This is a genomic window from Nocardia otitidiscaviarum, assembly GCF_007362295.1.
In the GTDB taxonomy this organism is placed as follows: Bacteria; Actinomycetota; Actinomycetes; order Mycobacteriales; family Mycobacteriaceae; genus Nocardia; species Nocardia otitidiscaviarum.
The window spans coordinates 3,723,997-3,744,672 of record NZ_CP041695.1 but is presented as its reverse complement, the minus strand read 5'-3'; the positions used below and the strand labels follow the sequence as shown (position 1 = coordinate 3,744,672).

The following is a 20,676-nucleotide window of genomic DNA, read 5'->3' as shown; positions in this document are numbered from 1 at the left end:
GTGTCAGAGGTTGCGGTCGATGAACTCCATCAACTCTTCCGGCGTGGTGGTGTCGGCAAGGTCCGTGCCGTGGTGTCCGTTCCCGTTGCCGGAGCCGCGCAGGTTCCAGACGGTGAGCAGGCTCGTGATGCGCTGGGCGACCTGCTCGTGGTCGGCGGCCGACTCGGCGCGCAGCAACGCCTCCAGACGATCGAGCTCCGCGACCAGAGTGTCGGTGGCGCTGGGCAATTCGTCGTCGAGGAACGCGGCGAGCGCCTCCGGCGACGGGTGGTCGAACGCGAGAGTGGCCGGGAGCGGCACTCCGGTGACGGCGGTGAGCCGGTTGCGCAACTCGACCGCGGTGAGCGAATCGAAGCCCAACTCGGTGAAGCTCCTGCGGGCGTCGAGGGCGGCGGGGGAGGCGTGCCCGAGCGTCGCGGCCACCTCGGTACGCACGGCGTCGAGCAGCAGGCTCCTCCGCTCCTCGCCGACGAGACCGCCGATCCGATCCCGCAGCGATTCGACGGCCCGCTCGGCAAATTCGGATTGCCGAGTCGCGGCCGGTGCGAATCCGCGCAATACGGCGGGAATCTCGGCCGCCTCCCGCAGCGCCGCACGGTTCAGCAGCACTGGGACGACGAGCGCGTCCTCGGATCCGAGCGCGTCGTCGAACATCGCCAGGCCCTGGTCCTCCCGGATAGGTACCACACCCGTGCGCGCCAGGCGGCGACGATCGGCGTTCGCGAGTTCGCCGGCCATGCCGTCCGCGGCGCCCCACAGGCCCCACGCCAGCGAGAGCGCGGGAAGTCCCTGTTCCCTTCGGATGTCGGCGAGCGCGTCCAGGACCGCGTTCGCCGCGGCGTAATTCGCCTGTCCGGCCGAACCCAGCACCCCGGCGGCGGAGGAGAACAGCACGAACGCCGACAGATTCAAATCGCGGGTCAGCTCGTGCAGATGCCACGCGGCATCGGCCTTGGGCGCGAAGACGGTCCGCAGGCGTTCGCCCGACTGGCCCGCCAGCGTCGCATCGTCGACCACTCCGGCGCAGTGCACGACCGCCGACAGCGGCCACTGCCCGGGCACCGTGGCCAACAGCCGCGTGAGCGCCTGCCGGTCCGCGACGTCGCAGGACGCGAATTCCACCTCGGCGCCGAACTCACGCAACCGGGCGGCCAGATCGTCGGCCCCCGGAGCTTCGGCGCCCCGGCGGCTGACCAGCAGCAGCCGTCGAACCCCGTGTGATTGGACCAGATGCCGGGCGACCACGCGGCCCAGCGCTCCGCTCGCCCCGGTCACCAGCACGGTGCCGTCCCAGGAAACGTCGACGGCGGACGGAATCCCGCGTACGAGCCTCGGAACGAAGGCGTGACCCCAGCGCAGTGCGATCTGTGCTTCGCCGGACGCCACGGCGGCGGCGAGTAGGTCGGTGCCGCCGTCGGCGTCGACCAGCACCACCCGGCCGGGATGTTCGACCTGCACCGATCGCACCAGACCCCACACCGCGGCGGCGGGTAGACGGCGGTCTGGATCGCCGGATCGGATGCCGTCGGTCACGACGATCAGCCGGGTGGCGATGGTGGGTTGCCGCGCGAGCCAGTCCCGGACGGAATTCAGCACATGCTCGGCCGTGAGCCGGGCGGATTCGGCGAGATCCCCCCGAGCCGACTGTCGCACAACGACTTCGAGAGTCGCGGTGCCGGCCGGAAGCTCCGTCGCGGGCGGCAGCGCGATCGGCTGCCAGTCCATCCGCAGCGACGATGCCCGCGCCGTGCGCAGCCGGTCGTCGGAGATCGGCCGCCCCACGAGCGAGGAAACCGAGACGAGCGGAGCGCCGGACTCGTCGGCCAGGTCGAGCGAGACCTCGTCGGGACCGCGGCGGACGAGCCTGACCCGGAGCTCCCGGCCCACACGACCGTGCAGCGCGACACCGGACCAGTGGAACGGAAGGTTCGCCTGCGCATCGGCGTCGACCGCGGTGATGTGCAATGCGGCGTCGAACAATGCCGGGTGCACGGCGAAACCGTCGGCCGCGTCGTCCAACTGGACCGAGGCGAACATCTGGTTGCCGCTGCGCCACGCCGCCCGCAGACCGCGGAACGACGGACCGTACGCGATGCCGGTCTCGGCCATTCGCACGTAGAAGTCGGTGACGGCGACCGGGGTGGCGTCCGCGGGACACTGGATGGGCTCGGGCCGCGCGATGGGTGCGGCATCGAGCACACCGTCGCAGTGCCGCGTCCACGGCTCGTCGGGATCCGCGCCCTCCGGTTGGGAGAACACCGCGACCGCCCGGCGGCCGTCCACCGGCTCGTCGACCTCGACGCGAATCCGGACGCCCTCGGTCTCGGCGAGGACCAGCGGCACACCCGAGGTGAGCTCCGCCACCCGCGGGTGGCCGCTGCGGCGTCCGGCATACAGCACCAGATCGACTAATGCGGTCCCGGGGAACAGCACCGCGTCGCCCACGGTGTGGTCGGCCAGCCACGGGTGCGCCTGGAGTGACACGCGGCCGGTGAACAGCATCCGATCCGACGACGCGAATGTCACCGACGCCTTGAGGATCGGGTGGTCCGCGCCGTCCAGACCCGCCACCCCGAGATCGACCACCCCGGAGGGCTGGTTGTCGAGCCAGAGGCGCCGATGCTGGAACGCATAGGTCGGCAACGGTATCGCGCGGGCGTTCGTGTTCGCGAAGTAGTTGTGCCAGTTCGGGTTCTGGCCCGCGACGACGAGGTGCGCCAGTGCGATAGCGAGCGCCTGCGGCTCGGGCCGGTCGTGACGCAGCGACGCGACGGCGGTGCCGGTGACGTGTGCGGTCAGCGCGGCGGTCGCGCCGATCTCCAGATGCACGGCGGGGGTGTGCGCCGCGATCGCGGCGAGGGCGTCGGCGAAGCGCACCGTCAGGCGCGCATGCCGGACCCAGTGATCGGGATCGGCGAGGGTGGTGTCGTCGATCGGCGCCCCGGTGACGGTCGAGACCATCGGAAGCTTCGGCGCCGAGAACGTCAAATCGGTGACGGTGCTGCGGAATTCGTCGAGGATAGGCTCCATCAACGGGGAGTGGAAGGCGTGGGAGACGCGCAGCCAGCGCGTGCGATGCCCGTCGAGGCGTGCGGTGATGTCGACGAGTGCGTTGCGATCGCCGGACAGAACAAGGGAATTCGGTCCGTTGATCGCGCCGATGCCGACCCGGTCGCGGTATCCGTCCAGCAAGGGCAGGACGTCGCTCTCGGAGATGTCCACGGCCACCATCGCCCCACCCTCGGGCAAGGACTGCATCAACCGGCCGCGGACCGCGATCAGTTCGGCCGCGTCGGCGAGGGTCAGTACTCCGGCGATGTGGGCCGCGGCGACCTCGCCGATGGAGTGCCCGGCCACGACGGTGGGGGTGATGCCCCACGATTCCCAGAGCCGATAGAGGGCCACCTGCAGGGCGAACAGCGCGGGCTGGGCGTAGCGGGTCTGGTTGAGCAGATCCACGTCGTCGCCGAACACGACGTCCCGCAACGGTTTCGGAAGGTGCGGGTCGAGATGGGCGCATACCGCGTCGAACGTCTGCGCGTACACCGGGTGGGCGTCGTAGAGGCCGCGGCCCATGCCGAGCCGCTGGGAACCCTGGCCGGAGAACATCATCGCCACCCCGCCCTCGGTGGCACGTCCGGTGATCACCGCCGGGTGCGTGACACCCTCGGCGAGTGCGCGCAGCGCGGCTGTCCGGTCGGCCTCGTCCGTCGCGAGGACGACGGCGCGGTCCTCCAGCGCGGCACGGGTGGTGGCGAGCGACCAGCCGACGTCGAGCGTCGAATCGGCCTCCGTCACCGCGTCCGCGAGCCGAATCGCCTGGGCCCGCAGGGCGGCCGGGCCGCGAGCCGACAGCACCCACGGCACGACGGGCAGCGCGCGCGGGTCGTCCGCATCGGGCTCGATCGCCGGTGCCTGTTCGAGGATGATGTGGGCGTTGGTGCCGCTGACGCCGAAGGAGGAGACGGCAGCGCGGCGTGGGCGATCGTGGTCGGGCCAGGTCTGATTCTCGGTGAGGAGGGCGACTTTGCCTGCGTCCCAGTCTACTTCGGTCGTCGGCTGATCGACGTGCAGCGTGCGGGGTAGGGTGCCGTGTTGCATGGCCATGATCATTTTGATGATTCCGGCGGCGCCGGCGGCGGCTTGGGTGTGGCCGATGTTGGATTTCACCGAGCCCAACCACAGAGGTGTCTCGCGGTGTTGTCCGTAGGTGGCCAGGAGTGCTTGGGCTTCGATGGGGTCGCCGAGTCGGGTTCCGGTGCCGTGGGCCTCGACGGCGTCGATGTCGGAGGGTTGTAGGTCCGCGTTGGCGAGGGCTTGGCGGATGACGCGTTGTTGGGCGGGGCCGTTGGGTGCGGTGAGCCCGTTGGAGGCGCCGTCCTGGTTGATCGCCGAACCACGCACGACCGCCAGGACCGGGTGTCCGTTGCGTCGAGCGTCGGAAAGCCGTTCCAGCAGCGCCATTCCGGCCCCTTCGCCCCAGCCGGTGCCGTCGGCGTCGCTGGAGAATGCCTTGCACCGGCCGTCGTGCGACAGGCCGCCCTGCCGACCGAACTCCACGAACGGGGCGGGCGTCGCCATGATCGTCACACCACCGGCCAGTGCCATGCCGCATTCGCCGGAGCGCAGCGCCTGCGCCGCGAGATGCAGCGCGACCAGCGACGACGAGCACGCGGTGTCGATGGTGACCGCGGGCCCCTCCAGACCGAAGACGTAGGCGACCCGGCCGGAGGCGACACTGCCCGCGCTGCCGTTGATCAGATATCCCTCGACGTCGGCGGGCACATCGGTCAGGCGCGCGCCGTAGTCGTGGTACATCACGCCCGAGAAGACGCCGGTTCGGCTGCCCCGCAACGACATCGGATCGATACCCGCGCGTTCGAACAGTTCCCAGGAGGTCTCCAGCAGCAGCCGCTGCTGCGGATCCATCGCGAGCGCCTCGCGCGGGGAGATCCCGAACAGGTCCGGGTCGAACTCGGCCGCGTCGTAGAGGAATGCGCCCTCGCGCGGTGCGCCCGGATCCCATCCGCGGTCGGACGGCATGGTCGATACGGCATCGCCGGCCTCGGAAACGAACTGCCAGAACGCTTCCGGGGTCGTGCCGCCGCCGGGAAACCGGCAGCTCATCGCGACGATGACCACCGGATCGTCGTCGATCTGCCCGGCGGGCAGGGCCTCCGGCGGCGCGTCCGCGCATCCGTGCAGCGCCTGTTCGATGTGCTCGGCCAGCGCGATCGGGTTCGGGTGGTCGAAGACGATGGTGGCGGGCAGGCGCAGGCCGGTCGCTACATTGAGACGGTTGCGCAGTTCGACGGCGGCGAGTGAATCGAACCCGAGGTCGCGGAACGCGCGACTGGACGGAACCCCGTCGGCGGAGCCGTGCCCCAACACCGCCGCGGCCCGGGTCCGGACGAGGTCGAGCAGGACGCTCGCCCGTCGATCGGCGGGGATGCCTGCCAGCGGTCGTGCGTCGTCGTCCGGACGTGCGGCCGCACGCCGAACCGGCACGCGAACCAGGTCCCGCAGCAGCGGGGGGATCGGACCGCCGGATTCGATCAGCGCATGGGCGTCCACCCGTACCGGAACCAGCGCGGCGTCGTCGTGCTCGCCGTTCCAGGCCGCGTCGAACAGCGACAGCGCGGACTCGGTCGGCATCGCGCCGATACCCAGTTCGGACAGGCGGCGCAGGTCCGTCTCGGTCAGGTCGGCGGTCAGCCCGCTGCGCTCGTCCCACAATCCCCACGCCAACGATACCGCCGGTGCGCCGTGCCGCCTGCGGTAGCGGGCGAGCGCGTCGAGGAATGCGTTCGCCGCGGCATATCCCGCCTGACCGGCGGGACCGAGAACCCCTGCGGCCGAGGAGAACAGGATGAACCGGCGCACGCCGTGCTCGCGGGTCAGGTCGTGCAGGTGCATCGCGGCATCGACCTTCGGCCGCAGCACCGCGTCGAGCAGCTCGGGGGTGAGCGAGTCGACGACTCCGTCCGCGAGTGCGCCCGCGGCGTGGATCACGGCGGTCACCGGGTGGGTGTCGCGCAGATCGTCGAACAGGCGCGTCAGCTCGGGCCGGTCGGCGACATCGCACGCGACGATCTCCGCCTGCGCGCCGGCGCCCCGCAGGTCGGCGAGCAACTCGGCGGCGCCGTCGGCACTGCCGCCGTGCCTGCTGAGGAGCAGCAGGCGGCGCACCCCGTGTTTCTCGACCAGATGCCGAGCGACGAGTCTGCCGAGAGTTCCTGTGCCGCCGGTGATCAAGACGGTGTCGTCGGGACCGACGGGCGCGTCCGCCCGGGCACCCTCGCCGACGCGCACCAGCCGGGGGAACAGGGGCCGGCCCTGGCGCACGGCGATTCGCGGCTCGCCGCTGGCGACCGCGATGGGCAGCCTCGGATACGAGGCGTCGGCGCCGTCCACGTCGGCGAGGACGAATCGGTCCGGATGCTCGGTCTGGGCCGAGGCCACCATGCCCCAGACGGTCGCGAACCGGGTGGACACCGGATCGTCCGGGAGCACCGCGACGGCGTGCCGGGTGACCAGCACGAGCTGCGACTCGTCGAACAGCGGCTCGGCGAGCCAGTACTGCAGCAGTTCCGACGCCCGCACGGCCTCGGCGCGCGCGACCGAGGCCGACGGCTCCGCGCCCTCGTCGAGCCCGAGGTCGAGACGGGCGAACACCAGGCTCGGCAGCTCGGCGTCGTCGTCTTCGAATGCGGCGGCCAGCGCGGCCAGCTCGGCCGCATCCGACACGTCGACACGCGAGACGACATCCGCGGGCACCACCGAGGCCGGGGTGAACTCGCTCCACTCGACGCGCAACAGCGCGTCACTGCGCCCGACGCCGAGGCGGGTCAGCCCGGCGAGATCCACCGGGCGCAGCAGCAATGCCTCGGCCTCGGCGACCGGCACGCCCGCGGGGTCGGTGATCGACAGCCTCGCCTCGGTCGGGGAGACGGTGTGCAGATGCGCCCGCGCCGCCACGGCGCCGGTCGTGTGCACGGTGAAGCCGCGCCACTCGAACGGCAGCACCGAGGGCGCGCCGTCCCGCAGCGGTGCAGCGAGCAGGACGGTCTGCGCGGCCGCGTCGAGCAGTGCCGGGTGCAGGGTGAACCGTTCCGCGGCCGCGCGCAGCTCTTCGGGCAACGCGATCTCCGCGAATACGTCACGGCCCGAACGCCGTACGGCCCGCAGCCCCTGGAACGCGGGGCCGTAGGAGTAGCCGTGCTCGGCGAGGCGTCGGTACACCGCGTCCACGGATACGACCTCGGCGTCGGGGGCCGGGCGGGCGGCGGACCTCGCAGGTGCCGTGCGGCGCGAGCGCGTCAGCGTGCCGCTCGCGTGCAGCGTCCACCCGTCACCCTCGAGCACATCCTCCGGTCGCGCGTAGACGCTGACCGTGTGGCGGCCATCGCCCGTTGACGACACCCGCACGCGCAGGTGGATTCCGCCGCGCTCGGGCACCGCCAGTGGCGTGGTGAGCGTCAGCTCTTCGACGAGATCGCAGCCGACCTCGTCGCCCGCCCGCACCGCCATCTCCAGCACGGCCGTCCCCGGCAGCAGGAGCACGTCCGCCACGGCGTGATCGGCGAGCCACGGATGGGTGTCGACCGAGATCCGGCCCGTGAGCAGAATCTCGCGCCCGTCCGGCTGGTCTACGCGTGCCGAGAGCAACGGATGGTTCAGCGCCGTCTGCCCGGCCGCCGCGAGATTCGCCGCGCCGGTCGTCTGTCCCTCCAGCCAGTAGCGGGTGCGCTGGAACGGATAGGTGGGCAAGGGAATCGGTCGTGCACCGGGGAATTGCGCGGCCCAGTCGACGTCGATGCCGTGGGCCCACGCCGTCGCCGCGGAGGTGAGCAGGCGGGTGAGGCCGCCGTCATTGCGGCGCAGGGTGCCGATGGCGGTGACGGTGTCGACGGATTCCTCGAGGGACGGGAGGAGGACCGGATGCGGGCTGGGTTCGATGAACGTGACGCGGTGGCCGGAGACGAGGGTTTCGACCGTGGGGTGGAACAGCACCGGCTGCCGCAAGTTGCGGAACCAGTAGTCGGCCGTGAGTTCCGTGCCGTCGAGCGGGGTTCCGGTGACGGTGGAATAGAAGGTGATGTCGCCCGGCCGCGGAGTCACCGGTGCCAGCGCCGCGTCGAGCTCGGCTCGGATCGCTTCGACACCCGGTGTGTGGGAGGCGTAGTCGACCGGGATGCGCCGCAGCCGGACGTCGCGCTGTTCCAAGGTCGACAGCAGATATTCCAGTGGCTCTCGAGGTCCGGCGACGACGGTGGACTGCGGTCCGTTGAGGGCGGCGATGCTGAGTTCGGGATGGTCCGCGAGCAGGTGCTCGAGGTCCTCGGCGGGCAGGGCGATGGAGGCCATGCCGCCATGGCCGGCGAGATGGTGGCCGATGATATGGCTGCGCAGGGTGACGATGCGCGCGGCGTCCTCGAGGGTGATGATCCTGGCGATGTAGGCGGCGGCGATCTCGCCCTGCGAGTGGCCGATGACCGCGTCGGGTTCGACACCGAAACAGCGCCACGTCTCGGCGAGGGCGACCATTACCGCCCACAGCGCCGGTTGCACCACGTCGACGCGGTCGAGCACGGAGTCGTCGTCGGTGCGCAACACCTGGGTGAGCGACCAGTCGACGAACGGCGCCAGCGCTCGTTCGCAGCGTGCGATGGATTCGGCGAATACCGGTGCAGTGTCGAGCAATTCGGCACCCATACCCAGCCATTGGGAGCCCTGTCCGGGAAAGACGAACACGATCTTGCCGGCGGAATCCGCCGTGCCCTCGACGACCGTCTCGGCCTGCGCCCCCTCGGCGAGGGCGGTCAGCCCCGCCAGCAGTTGGTCGCGGTCACCACCGACGACGACCGCGCGATGGTCGAGCGCGGCACGGGTGGCGGCCAGCGACCATCCGATATCCGCCAGGTCCCCGTCGGCGCCCGCCAGCAGTCGCCGGGCCTGAACACGCAGTGCCTCGGGAGTTTTCGCCGACAGCACCCAGGGCACGGCGCCGGGGGCGGGCCTCGGGGTGTCGGGCTCGTCGGCGACGGGAGGCTGTTCGAGGACGACGTGGGCGTTGGTGCCGCTCACGCCGAAGGACGAGACCGCCGCGCGGCGTGGGCGGTCGTGATCGGGCCACTGTTGCTGCTCGGTCAGCAGTCGAACCGCGCCGGAGTCCCAGTCGATCTCGGGAGTCGGCTCGAGGACGTGCAGCGTCTGCGGCAGGATCCCGTGCCGCAAGGCCATGATCATCTTGATGACACCGGCGGCGCCCGCCGCGGCCTGGGTATGGCCGATATTGGATTTCACCGAGCCCAGCCACAGCGGCTCCGCGCGGTCGCGCCCGTAGGTGGCCTGCAGCGCCTGCGCCTCGATGGGGTCGCCGAGACGTGTTCCGGTGCCGTGAGCTTCGATGGCATCCACGTCGGTGGGTTGCATTCCGGCGTTGGCGAGGGCCTGGCGGATGACCCGTTGCTGCGAAGGACCATTCGGGGCCGTGAGCCCGTTGGACGCGCCGTCCTGGTTCACCGCCGACCCGCGCACGACGGCGAGCACCGGATGGCCGCGCCGCCGGGCCTCGGACAGCCGTTCCACGAGCAGCAGGCCCACGCCCTCCGCGGAGCCGAACCCGTCGGCGTCGCTGGAGAATGCCTTGCACCGGCCGTCCGGCGAAAGTCCTTGCTGGCGGCTGAATTCGGTGAACATGTGCGGCGTCGCCATGACCGCGACACCGCCGGCCAGGGCGAGGGAACATTCGCCCCGCCGCACCGCCTCGGCGGCGAGGTGCAATGCCACCAGCGACGACGAGCACGCGGTATCGATGGTGACGGCCGGGCCTTCGAGGCCGAAGGTGTAGGAGATACGGCCCGAGGCGACACTGGGTGTCGCACCCGTCAGCAGGTACCCCTCCAGATCCTGCGGCGGCTCGGCGACCCGGGTCTGATAGTCGTGATAGGACATGCCGACGAACACGCCGGTAGCGCTGCCGCGCAACGACATCGGATCGATGCCGCCGCGCTCGAAGGCCTCCCAGGCGGTCTCCAGCAGCAACCGCTGCTGCGGGTCCATCGCGAGCGCCTCGCGCGGCGAGATCCCGAACAATGCCGCGTCGAAATCCGCCGCATCGTGGAGGAACCCACCGCGACCGGTGACCGAGGTCCCCGGCCCGCCCGGCACCTCCGGCAGCAGCCGCGCGAGATCCCAGCCGCGGTCGGCAGGGAAGTCGCCGATGGCATCGCCGCCGTCGACGACCAGCCGCCACAGCGCCTCCGGCGAGTCGATCCCACCCGGATAGCGGCACGCCGCCGCGACGATCACCACCGGGTCGTCGTCGCTCGCCGCCGCGATCGTGGGGCGCGCCTCGGTCTCGTCCGCGCCCAGGATGACGGATTCGAGATGGCGGGCCACCGCGGTGGTTGTCGGGTGGTCGAACACCAGGCCCGACGGCAGCCGCACGCCGGCCTCGGCGCCGAGCCGGTTGCGCAGTTCCACGCCGGTGAGCGAGTCGAATCCGAGGTCGTGGAAGGGCTTGTCGACATCGACGGCGGCCGGGTCGGCATATCCCAGCACCGCGGCCGCCTGCGCCCGCACCACCTCGAGCACCGCCGCCGACCGCTGCTTCGCGGGCAGCGTGCGCACCCGCGTCGCCAGCCCCGAACCGGACTCGCCGCTCCGAGTAGCCGCGCCCGTGTCGAGCTGCGCGCGAACCTCAGGCAGGTCCTCGATGAGCGGCCGGCGGCGGGCCTCGGTGTAGGCGAGGAAGAAACGGTCCCAACGGAAGTCGGCCACCATGACGGTCGCCCGGTCCTCGGGCTCGTCGCGGGTGAGAATCGCCAGCGCGCGGTCGGGCGCGAGGGGCGGCACGCCGTGGCGGCGCAGCCGGTCCTCTACGCTGCCGATCGCGGCCATGCCGTCACCCGCCCACGGACCCCACGCGTAGGAGGTGGCCGGAAGGCCGCGCCCGCGGCGGTGCTCGGCGAGCGCGTCCAGATAGGCGTTGCCGGGGGCGTAGCCGCCCTGTCCGGGGATGCCGAGAACACCGGATATCGAGGAGAACAGGACGAATTCGTCCAGTTCCGTGTGCGCGGTGAGTTCGTGCAGATGCCGCGCACCCTCGACCTTCACCCGCAGCACCCGGTCGAGCTGCTCGACGGTGAGGGAGTCGACCACGGCATCGTCGAGCATGCCCGCGGCGTGGATCACCGAGGTCACCGGGAACCGAGCCAGCAGCCGCCCCACGGCCTCCCGGTCGCCCATATCGCATGCCACGACGTTGACCTCGGCGCCGAGGGCCCGCAATTCGGCGGCGAGCTCGTCCGCGCCGGGCGCCTGCGGTCCGCGGCGACCGGCGAGCACGAGGTGGCGCGCCCCCTCCAGGGCGAAGCGCCGAGCGACCTGAGCGCCGAGCGCGCCCGTGCCGCCGGTGATGAGCACCGTGTCTCGGGCCGCGCGCTTCTCCGGGGCCGGGGCGGCGGCGGTGGCGTGCACCAATCGGCGTGCGAATACACCGTTTTCGCGGATGGCGACCTGGTCCTCGGTCCGCTGAGCCAGCACCGCGAGCAGCCGTTCGATCCCCCGATCGTCGGGCTCGGCGGTGACGTCGACGAGCCCGCCCCAGTGTTCGGGCTGTTCCAGCGCCACTACGCGACCGAGTCCCCACACCTGGCTCTGCACGGGACTGCGCAGGTCGTCGGCGCGGTTCACCGCGATCGCGCCGGAGGTGAGGATCCACAGCGGGACCTCGAGCTCGGCATCGGCGAGCGCGTGGACCATCGTCAGCGTCGTCGCGATACCGGCCGGGACCGCGGGGCTGCCCGGATACGGCGACTCGTCCAATGCGAGCAGGGACAGCACCCCGTCGACGGTGTGGGGAAGACGATCGCGCAGTGTGACGCGGTCGGCGGTGCCGAGCCGCAGCTCGACGACCTCCGCGCCGCCCACGCGCAGCGCGGTGCGCACCGCCGGTGCCCAGGCGGTCTCGTGCGCGGTGTCCGGCACGACCACGAGCCACGTACCGGCCGGCGCTGCATCGCTGATCGTGGTCGACGGCGTCCACTCGACCGAGTACCGCAGGGCATCGAGTTCGGTGTTCGCGCGCCGCGATTCGCGCCAGTGCGCCAGCGCGGGTGTCGCCTGCGCGAGCCAGTCCGGCCGGTCCTCGCGCAGACCCAGCACCGACGCCACCGCGTCGGCGTCGTGGGATTCCACCGCCGCCCAGAATCCGTCGTCGCCCGCTTCGGCGGCGACCGGATCCACGGCGGTGTCCAGCCAGTAGCGGGCGCGCTGGAACGGATAGGTGGGCAACGGGATTCGAGGTGCGTCGGGGAACTGCGTGTGCCAGTCGACGGGGACACCGTGCGCCCAGGCGTGGGCGGCGGAGGTGAGCAGGTCGGCGCCGGTGCCCTGGTCGCGGCGAAGGGTGCCGACGGTGGTGACGGCGGTGTCGGCGGTGTCGGCGGTGTCCTGGATGGCCGCGGTGAGGACGGGGTGTGGGCTGGGTTCGATGAAGGTGGTGTGGGTGGGTAGGAGGGATTGGACGACGGGGTGGAACAGGACGGTGTGGCGGAGGTTGCGGAACCAGTAGTCGGGGGTGAGTTGGGTGCCGTCGAGTCGGGTGCCGGTGACGGTGGAGTAGAACGCGATTCGGCCCTGTCGCGGGGCGATGTTCGCCAGTGCCGCGTCCAGCTCGGCTCGAATGCCGTCGACGTGCGCGGTGTGTGAGGCGTAGTCGACGGGGATGCGGCGCACCCGGATCTCGCGCTGTTCGAGAGTGGACAGCAGTTCTTCCAGCGGCTGCGGTGATCCGGCCACGACGGTGGATTGGGGGCCGTTGAGTGCGGCGATGTCGAGGTCGGGGTGGTGGGTGAGGTGGTTGCGGAGGGTGTCGGCGGGCAGGGCGATGGAGGCCATGGCGCCGTGTCCGGCGAGGTGGTCGGCGATGATGGTGCTGCGGAGGGCGACGATGCGGGCGGCGTCGTGGAGGGTGAGGATGTCGGCGATGGTGGCGGCGGCGATTTCGCCTTGGGAGTGGCCGATGACGGCGGTGGGTTCGATGCCGAGGGAGCGCCAGGTGTGGGCGAGGGCGACCATGGTGGCCCAGAGGGCGGGTTGGACGATGTCGACTCGGTCGAGTGCGGTGTGGTCGTGGCGCAGGACGTCGGTGAGTGACCAGTCCACGAACGGTGCTAGTGCTTGTTCGCAGCGGTGGATCCAGTCGGCGAATATGGGTGTGGTGTCGAGGAGTTCGGTGCCCATCCCGGCCCATTGCGAACCCTGACCGGGAAAGACGAACACAACCTTGCCCGCGGAGTCGGCCGCACCGCGGACGAGTCCCGGATGCGCCTGTCCCACGCTCAGCGCGGCCAGCGCCTCGGCGCGCTCGGCGGAACTCGCGCCGATAACCGCGGCCCGCAGCCCGAAGACGGGACGTGCGGTCGCGAGCGTGGCACCGACCGCGACCGGATCGATCTCCTCCCGCTCCTGCAGGTGTTCGCGCAGACGCCGCGCCTGGGCGCGCACCGCGGTCTCGTCGACAGCCGACAGCAGCCACGGCGCGTCGAGCTCGCGATCGGCCGTGCCGTCCCGCGGACCGGACGCGAGGACCTCGGCGTCCGGCGACTCCTCCAGCACCACATGGGCATTGGTGCCGCTGATGCCGAACGACGAGACACCGGCGCGGCGCGGTCGATCGTATTCGGGCCAGGCCTGCTGTTCGGTCAGCAGCCGGACGGCGCCCGCGGACCAGTCGACGTGTGTGGTGGGACCGTCGACGTGCAGGGTGCGGGGCAGGACGCCGTGCCGCATGGCCATGACCATCTTGATCACGCCCGCGACGCCCGAGGCGGCCTGGGCGTGGCCGATATTGGACTTGATCGACCCCAGCCACAGCGGTTGCGGGCGGTGCTGTCCGTAGGTGGCGAGCAGGGCCTGGGCCTCGATGGGGTCGCCGAGTCGTGTTCCGGTGCCGTGGGCCTCGACGGCGTCCACGTCGGCGGGTCGCAGCCCGGCGTCGGCGAGGGCCTGCCGGATGACCCGCTGCTGCGACGGGCCGTTGGGCGCGGTGAGCCCGTTGGACGCGCCGTCCTGGTTGATCGCGGAGCCACGCACGATCGCGAGGACGGAGTGGCCGTTGCGCCGGGCGTCGGAAAGGCGTTCGACGAGAAGCAGACCCACACCCTCGGCCCAGCCGGTGCCGTCGGCGCTGTCGGAGAACGCCTTGCAACGACCGTCCGGTGACAACCCACCCTGCCGGCTGAACTCGACGAAGATGCCGGGGGAGGACATGACCGTCACGCCACCGGTCAACGCCATCGAACACTCGCCGCGCCGCACCGCCTCCGCGGCGAGGTGCAGGGCGACCAGAGACGACGAGCATGCGGTGTCGACGGTGACGGCCGGCCCTTCCAGGCCCAGCGCATAGGCCACCCGGCCCGAGGCCACGCTGCCCGTGGTGCCCGTCAAGCGGTAACCGTCGGTGCCGTCCGATGGTTCGTGCAGCCGTGGGCCGTAATCCTGCGCCATCGCACCGATGAACACGCCGGTGTCGCTGCCCCGCAGTGTCTGCGGGTTGACGCCGGCGCGTTCGAGGGCCTCCCAGGCGGTTTCGAGCAGCAGCCGCTGCTGCGGGTCCATCGCCAGGGCCTCGCGCGGGGAGATGCCGAAGAACGCCGCGTCGAACTCGGTCGCGTCGTAGAGGAATCCGCCGCGGGAGGTGATCGAGGCACCCATGCCGTCGAGGTCCCAGCCGCGGTCGGCGGGGAAGGCGCTGATCACGTCGCGGTCGGCGGCGACCAGCCGCCACAGCTCCTCCGGCGTGGACACCCCGCCCGGATAGCGGCAGGCCATCCCCACGATCACCACTGGATCGTCGTCACGGGCCGTCGTCCGTGTCGGGGCGACCGGGACGGCGGCGGCAGTGGCGCCCCGCACGCGCTCTTCGAGATGGGCGGCCAGGGCCAGCGGCGTCGGATAGTCGAAGACCGCCGTCGGTGGCAGGCCCACCCCGGTCGCCTTGGCGAGGCCGGTGCACAGCGTCGCCCCGACGATCGAGGTCAACCCCTGCGACCGGAACGGCGTCGCGTCCTCGACCGCACCGGGCGTGTCGAAGCCCAGCGCCACCGCCGTATGCCTGCGCACCATGTCGAGCAGGACATCGCGCAGATTCTCGGTGCCCGCCTCCCGCAGGCGTAGCGCCAGCGCCGACATGTCCTCCGCGACCACGGCGTCGACGGTGTCGAGCCAGTGGCGCGTGCGCTGGAACGGGTAGGTGGGCAACGGAACTCGGCGTGCGCCGGTGCCGTCGAGCACCGCGGTCCAGTCGATCGCGACCCCGGCGGTCCAAGCCTCGGCGGCCGAGTTCAGCAGCCGCGTGTGCGTGCCCCCGTCACGACGCAGTGTCCCGATCGCCGCGACCGTCGCACCGGCCGCCTCGGCGGTCTCCTGGACGCGGACCGTGAGTACCGGGTGCGGGCTCGGTTCGATGAACGCGGTGTGCCGCTGCGACAACGCCGCCACAACGGGCTCGAACAGAACGGTCTCGCGCAGGTTGCGGCACCAGTAGGCCGCGGTGAGCTCGGTACCGTCGAGCTCACCGCCGGTGACGGTGGAATGGAAGGCGATATCGCCGGCCCCGGGCGCGATCGGGCCGAGGGCGTCGAGCAACTCCTCGGTGACGGCGTCGACGTAGGCCGAATGCGAAGCGTAGTCGACAGGGACGCGCCGCACCCGAACCGCACGGCTGTCCAGCAGCTCGAGTAGTCGTTCGAGCTGTTCGGACGCGCCGCTGACCACGATCGACCGCGGCCCGTTGAGCGCCGCCAGACCGACCTCGGGATAGTCGGCGAGGATCTCGCGCAGCTCGTCGGCGGGCAGCGCGACCGTCGCCATTCCGCCCCGGCCCGCGAGGTGACGCGCAATGATCCTGCTGCGCAACGCGACCACACGCGCACCGTCGGACAGCGAGAGCACGCCCGCCACGCACGCGGCGGCGATCTCACCCTGCGAGTGACCGACGACGGCGGCGGGCCGCACACCCAGCGATCGCCACACGTCCGACAGCGCGACCATCACCGCCCACAGCGCGGGCTGCACCACGTCGACACGGTCGAGGGCCGCGGCGGATCCGTGGCCGCGCAGCACCTCGGTGAGCGACCAATCCACGAACGGCGCAAGGGCGTTCGCGCACCGGTCGATCGATGCGGCGAAAGCGGCCGAGGAGTCGAGCAATTCGGCCGCCATGCCGACCCACTGCGACCCCTGACCGGGAAATACGAATACCGGGCCGACCTCGTCGACCGCCCGCCCGACCACTACCGCGGGATCGGGCTCGCCGGACGCGACCGCCGCGAGCCCCTCGAGCGCCGAGCCGACGGTATCGCGATCGGGTGCGAGCACCACGGCGCGGTGCTCGAACTCCGAACGCGTGGTGATCAGCGACCACCCCACATCGCGCAGGCCCGAACCGTTTTCGAGCGCGGTGGCGAGTTGGCTCGCCTGTGCCCGCAGGGCCGCCGCACCGGCGGCCGACAGCACCAGCGGCACCGGTGCCGCCGCGGCGGGCGAGCCTTCCGCTCGGCGCGGTGACGGCGGCGGCGCGGACACCGCGACGTGGCAATTGGTTCCACCGATGCCGAAGGAGCTGACGCCGAGAACCGCCGAGTCGCCGGGAATCGGCTCGACGTCGGTCTGGACACGCAGGTTCAGCTCGTCCAGCGGGATGTCGGGGTTGGGTGTGCGGAAATCCGCGGTGGGAACGAGAGTTCCGGCGCGTACGCACAACGCGGTCTTGATGAAACCGGCGATACCGGCCGCAGCTTCGAGATGACCGATGTTCGACTTGATCGACCCGACGTGCAGGGGATTTTCCGCCTCGCGCGGCGCGCCGAGCACCGTGCCGAGCGCGGCGGCCTCGACCGGATCACCGGTCGGCGTGCCGGTCCCGTGCAGCTCGATATGCGCGACCGTGGTGAGGTCGATGTCGGCCTGCCGGTACGCGGAACGGATCGCCTCGGCCTGACCCTCGACGGTCGGCGTCGAAAGCTGCTCGCCGCCACCGTCATTGGTCACGGCGCTGCCGCGAATGACGCAGTAGATGTCGTCGCCGTCGGCGAGCGCGGCGGCCAGCGGCTTCAGCACGACGGCGCCGCCGCCCTCACCCTGCGCGAAACCGTTGGCGCGTGCGTCGAACACATGGCACCGCCCGTCCGGGGACAACGCGCCGATCCGGTGGGCGGCGAGGGCATGATGCGGCGTGAGCCGCAGGGTCACCCCGCCCGCGATGGCGAGGGAGCATTCGCCCCGGCGCAGGCTCTCCGCGGCGAGGTGGACGGCGACCAGTGAGGATGCCTGTCCGGCATCGACGACGAGGCTGGGGCCCTTGGCCTCCAGGAAATACGACACGCGATTGGCGACGATGGAGCGCTGGGATCCGGTGAAGGTGTGCGCGGTGATCGCGTCGGCGCCCCGGTCGCGCACGAGCGTGGCGTAGTCGTCACCAGCGACGCCGACGAATACACCGGCGCGGGTGGCCGGCACCGATCGACCCGCGATTCCCGCGTCCTCCAATGCCTCCCAGCTCAGTTCCAGCATCAGCCGCTGCTGGGGATCCATCGTCGCGGCCTCCCGGGGCGACACCCGGAAGAACTCGGCATCGAACCCGGCGACGTCGTCGAGGAAGGCGCCGCGCCGGATGATGTCGGCCTCGGCATCGGACACGCCCGCCAGTGCGTCGGGCGCCCAGCGACCGTCCGGAACCGGTGAGTCGACGGCGGTTCCGGACGTCAGCAGCGACCACAACGCCTCCGGGCCCGCGGCGCCGGGAAACCGGCAGGCGAGTCCGACCACCGCGATGTCACCATCCATACGCAGCGGCATCTACTTCCCCCTTCGTGGGTTCGTGTTCACTGGAGACCGATCGTGTCGTCTCGCGGTCGGCGGCGCGGCGGTGTAAATCGGACGACGAATACACGTGCTCGAGTCGAAAACGGAGATTCGGTGCGGGGGCGCATCGAAGACCGGCGAGAGTAATCTCTGACGAATAATTTCTACGTAATACCGACCCGGAGGTAAAGTGGACCTTTGTACACGCAAAATGGGGCTGTGTACAAAAGTTCAATTCCCGGTACGAAGGTTCGATTCGCGGGTAATTCCGGTGCGGGCGCGTGCGGTCACTGCAGCAGACGCGACCGCAGGGCGGCGCCGAACTCGCCGTAGGGATAGCCGCTCGGGCACGGATCGCTCGCCTCGGTCAACCGTGCCATCTCCTCGTCGTCGAGGGTGAGATCGCGGGCCGCCAGATTATCGGCCACCTGCTCGCCATTGCGGGCGCCGAGCACCACGCAGCTGACCCCGGGCCGGGCGGCGACCCAGGCCAGGGCGACACCGGCGGGCGTCACGTTCCTCGCGGCGGCGATCTCGTGCAGGATCTTCAGCACTTCCCAGGTGCGATCCCGCGCGACATGGGAGCTGTAGAGGGCCGCGACGTAGTTGTCGTGCATCATCCCGCGCTCCAGGTGCTCGCCGAAGCGGGAGCCCTCGGGGCGGGTGTGCGGGGAGTACTTGCCGGTGAGCAACCCGCCGGAGAGCGGGGACCAGGCCAGCAGGCCCAGGTTGTTGGCCATGCCCGCCGGGATGATCTCCCATTCCACCTCGCGGCACAGCAGGCTGTACTGCGCCTGGTACACCACCGGTCCGATCAGGCCGAGCGCCTTGGCGAGGTCGACGGCCTTCTGCAGCTGCCATCCGGTGAAGTTGGACAGCCCGATGTACTGAATCTTGCCCTGGCGCATGGCGTTGTCCAGGAACGACAGCGTCTCCTCCAGGGGAGTCAGGGGATCCCATGCGTGCACCTGGTAGAGGGGTATGGAATCGACCCCGAGTTTGGTGAGCGAGGTGTCGAGCGCCCGGGTGAGGTTGTGCCTGGTGTTTCCCCATTCGTTCATCGCGGCGGTCGTGGTGTACCCGCCGCCCTTGGTCGCGATCAGGACGCGCCCGCGGATCTCGGCGGACTGTCTGCTCAGCCAGCGGCCGACGATCTCCTCGGCGCGCCCGCCGGTGTAGCCGTCCGCGGTGTCCACCAGCAGTCCTCCGGAGTCCACGAACACATCCAGCGCGCGGCCCGCTTCGGCTTCGTCCGTGGAATCGCCGAATGTCGCGGTGCCGAGCGCGAACACCGACGTGCCGATGCCACTGGCGCCGAGTAATACCTGCTTCATCTAATTGCCACCTCGCTGGCCTGTGGTCACGAGCAACGTTTTCATCCTGCCTACCGGTGCGGCGCAGTTGAATTGAACTTTCGTACAGGAACGTTCGAAAATGCACCAAGGTTCAATTCACATGCGGGTTTCGGTGCGGTACGAACGAATTGATGTGCAGCGCACCTTCCACGGGATTCGAGGATGAGAATGTCCGATAAAGTGCCGGAAGTCGACTACGACCACCATTCGGCCGAGTACGCCCGTGATCCATGGGCCGCAAACATTGCACTGAATCGCCATACGCCGGTGGCCTACAGCAGGCATCACCGCGGTTTCTGGCTGGTGACCGGCTACCAGTAGGTGTCGCACGTCGCACACCAGCCGCAGCTGTTCTCCTCGGCGCACGAACTGCCCAACACCCCCGGGCGCCCGCAGGGGACCGTCGTGCCGGCCTCGTCCTTCCGCGGGCTGCCACTCGAGATCGACCCGCCCGAATTCCTGGAGTGGCGCAAGGCGTTGAACACCTTCTTCTCGCCGCAGGCGGCACGGCGGCTGCGCCCCCGTATCGAGCAGTTCGCCACCTGGTGCGTGGACCAGCACATCGAAAGCGGCGAGATCGATCTCGTCCTGGATCTGGCGAATCCGGTGCCCGCGCTGGTCACGCTCGACATCGTGGGGCTGCCGATGGACGACTGGCGGCTCTACGCCGACGTCGTGCACGCACTGGTCTACACACCGCCGGGCACACCGGAATTCGCGCGGGTCGAGGCAGGCTTCGCCCAGCTCATCGAGACCGTGGCGGAGTTGATTCCCAAGCGGCGTGCCCAGCCCGGAGACGATCTGCTCAGCTTCCTGACCCAGCTCGAGATCGACGGGGCCACGATCTCCGACGAGGACATCATCGCCGTGTGCAACGCGGTCATCCCCGGCGGAGTGGACACCACGACGGCGCTGCTCGCCTCCACCCTGGACTATCTGGATCACAACCGGGAAGCCCGCCGGCGGCTGATCGACTCGCCGGAGCTGATCGCCTCGTCCTGCGACGAGTTCCTGCGGTACTACACCCCTGTCATGGGGGTCGGCCGCACCGCGATGGAGGACACCGAGATCGACGGCTGCCCGGTGGGCAAGGGCGAGCGGATCCTGTTGTCCTGGGCCGCGGCGAATCTGGACGAGAAGGTCTTCCCCAACCCGGACGTCATCGACCTGGATCGCGACGCACGCAAGCAGGCCGCCTTCGGCATCGGGATCCACCGCTGCATCGGACGCCATATCGCCCGAATGGATTTCGAGGTCGTCCTCACCGAGGTGCTGCGACGCATGCCCGACTACCGGATCACCGGGGCCGAGAAGTACCCCACCGTCGGGCAGATCAACGGCTTCGTCAGGATGCCCGCTCACTTCACCCCGGGGCCCCGGATCGGCACGCCCGCCGCCGACACCTCCGCGCTGCCGATCCTGTCGGACTGACCGAGACGAGGAAAAC

General features: G+C 70.7%; 4 protein-coding genes. 2 read left to right on the top strand and 2 right to left on the bottom strand.

Features of this window, described 5'->3' with window-relative positions; genetic code table 11:
• Positions 1-3 precede the first annotated feature (3 nt).
• The gene (locus FOH10_RS16565) at positions 4-17,868 is read right to left on the bottom strand and encodes a type I polyketide synthase (protein ID WP_143981418.1); all 17,865 of its coding nucleotides are present in this window, start codon (positions 17,866-17,868) and stop codon (positions 4-6) included.
• Positions 17,869-18,161: 293 nt separating this feature from the next.
• On the bottom strand, positions 18,162-19,208 hold the full coding sequence (locus tag FOH10_RS16560) for an aldo/keto reductase (protein WP_143981417.1): 1,047 nt from the start codon (positions 19,206-19,208) through the stop codon (positions 18,162-18,164).
• 189 nt (positions 19,209-19,397) lie between these two features.
• Here FOH10_RS16560 and FOH10_RS35685 point away from each other — a divergent pair, with 189 nt between their 5' ends.
• The gene (locus tag FOH10_RS35685) at positions 19,398-19,550 is read left to right on the top strand and encodes a hypothetical protein (RefSeq protein ID WP_244962021.1); all 153 of its coding nucleotides are present in this window, start codon (positions 19,398-19,400) and stop codon (positions 19,548-19,550) included.
• Entirely contained in the window at positions 19,551-20,660 is a 1,110-nt protein-coding gene (locus FOH10_RS16555) for a cytochrome P450 (RefSeq protein ID WP_244962020.1), read from the top strand.
• The last annotated feature ends 16 nt before the right edge of the window (positions 20,661-20,676 follow it).

Excerpts from the sequence above, each read along its gene's own strand:
- FOH10_RS16565 (WP_143981418.1), bottom strand. The coding sequence starts at position 17,868 with ATGCCGCTGCGTATGGATGGTGACATCGCGGTGGTCGGACTCGCCTGC.
- FOH10_RS35685 (WP_244962021.1), top strand. The coding sequence starts at position 19,398 with ATGTCCGATAAAGTGCCGGAAGTCGACTACGACCACCATTCGGCCGAG.
- FOH10_RS16560 (WP_143981417.1), bottom strand. The coding sequence starts at position 19,208 with ATGAAGCAGGTATTACTCGGCGCCAGTGGCATCGGCACGTCGGTGTTC.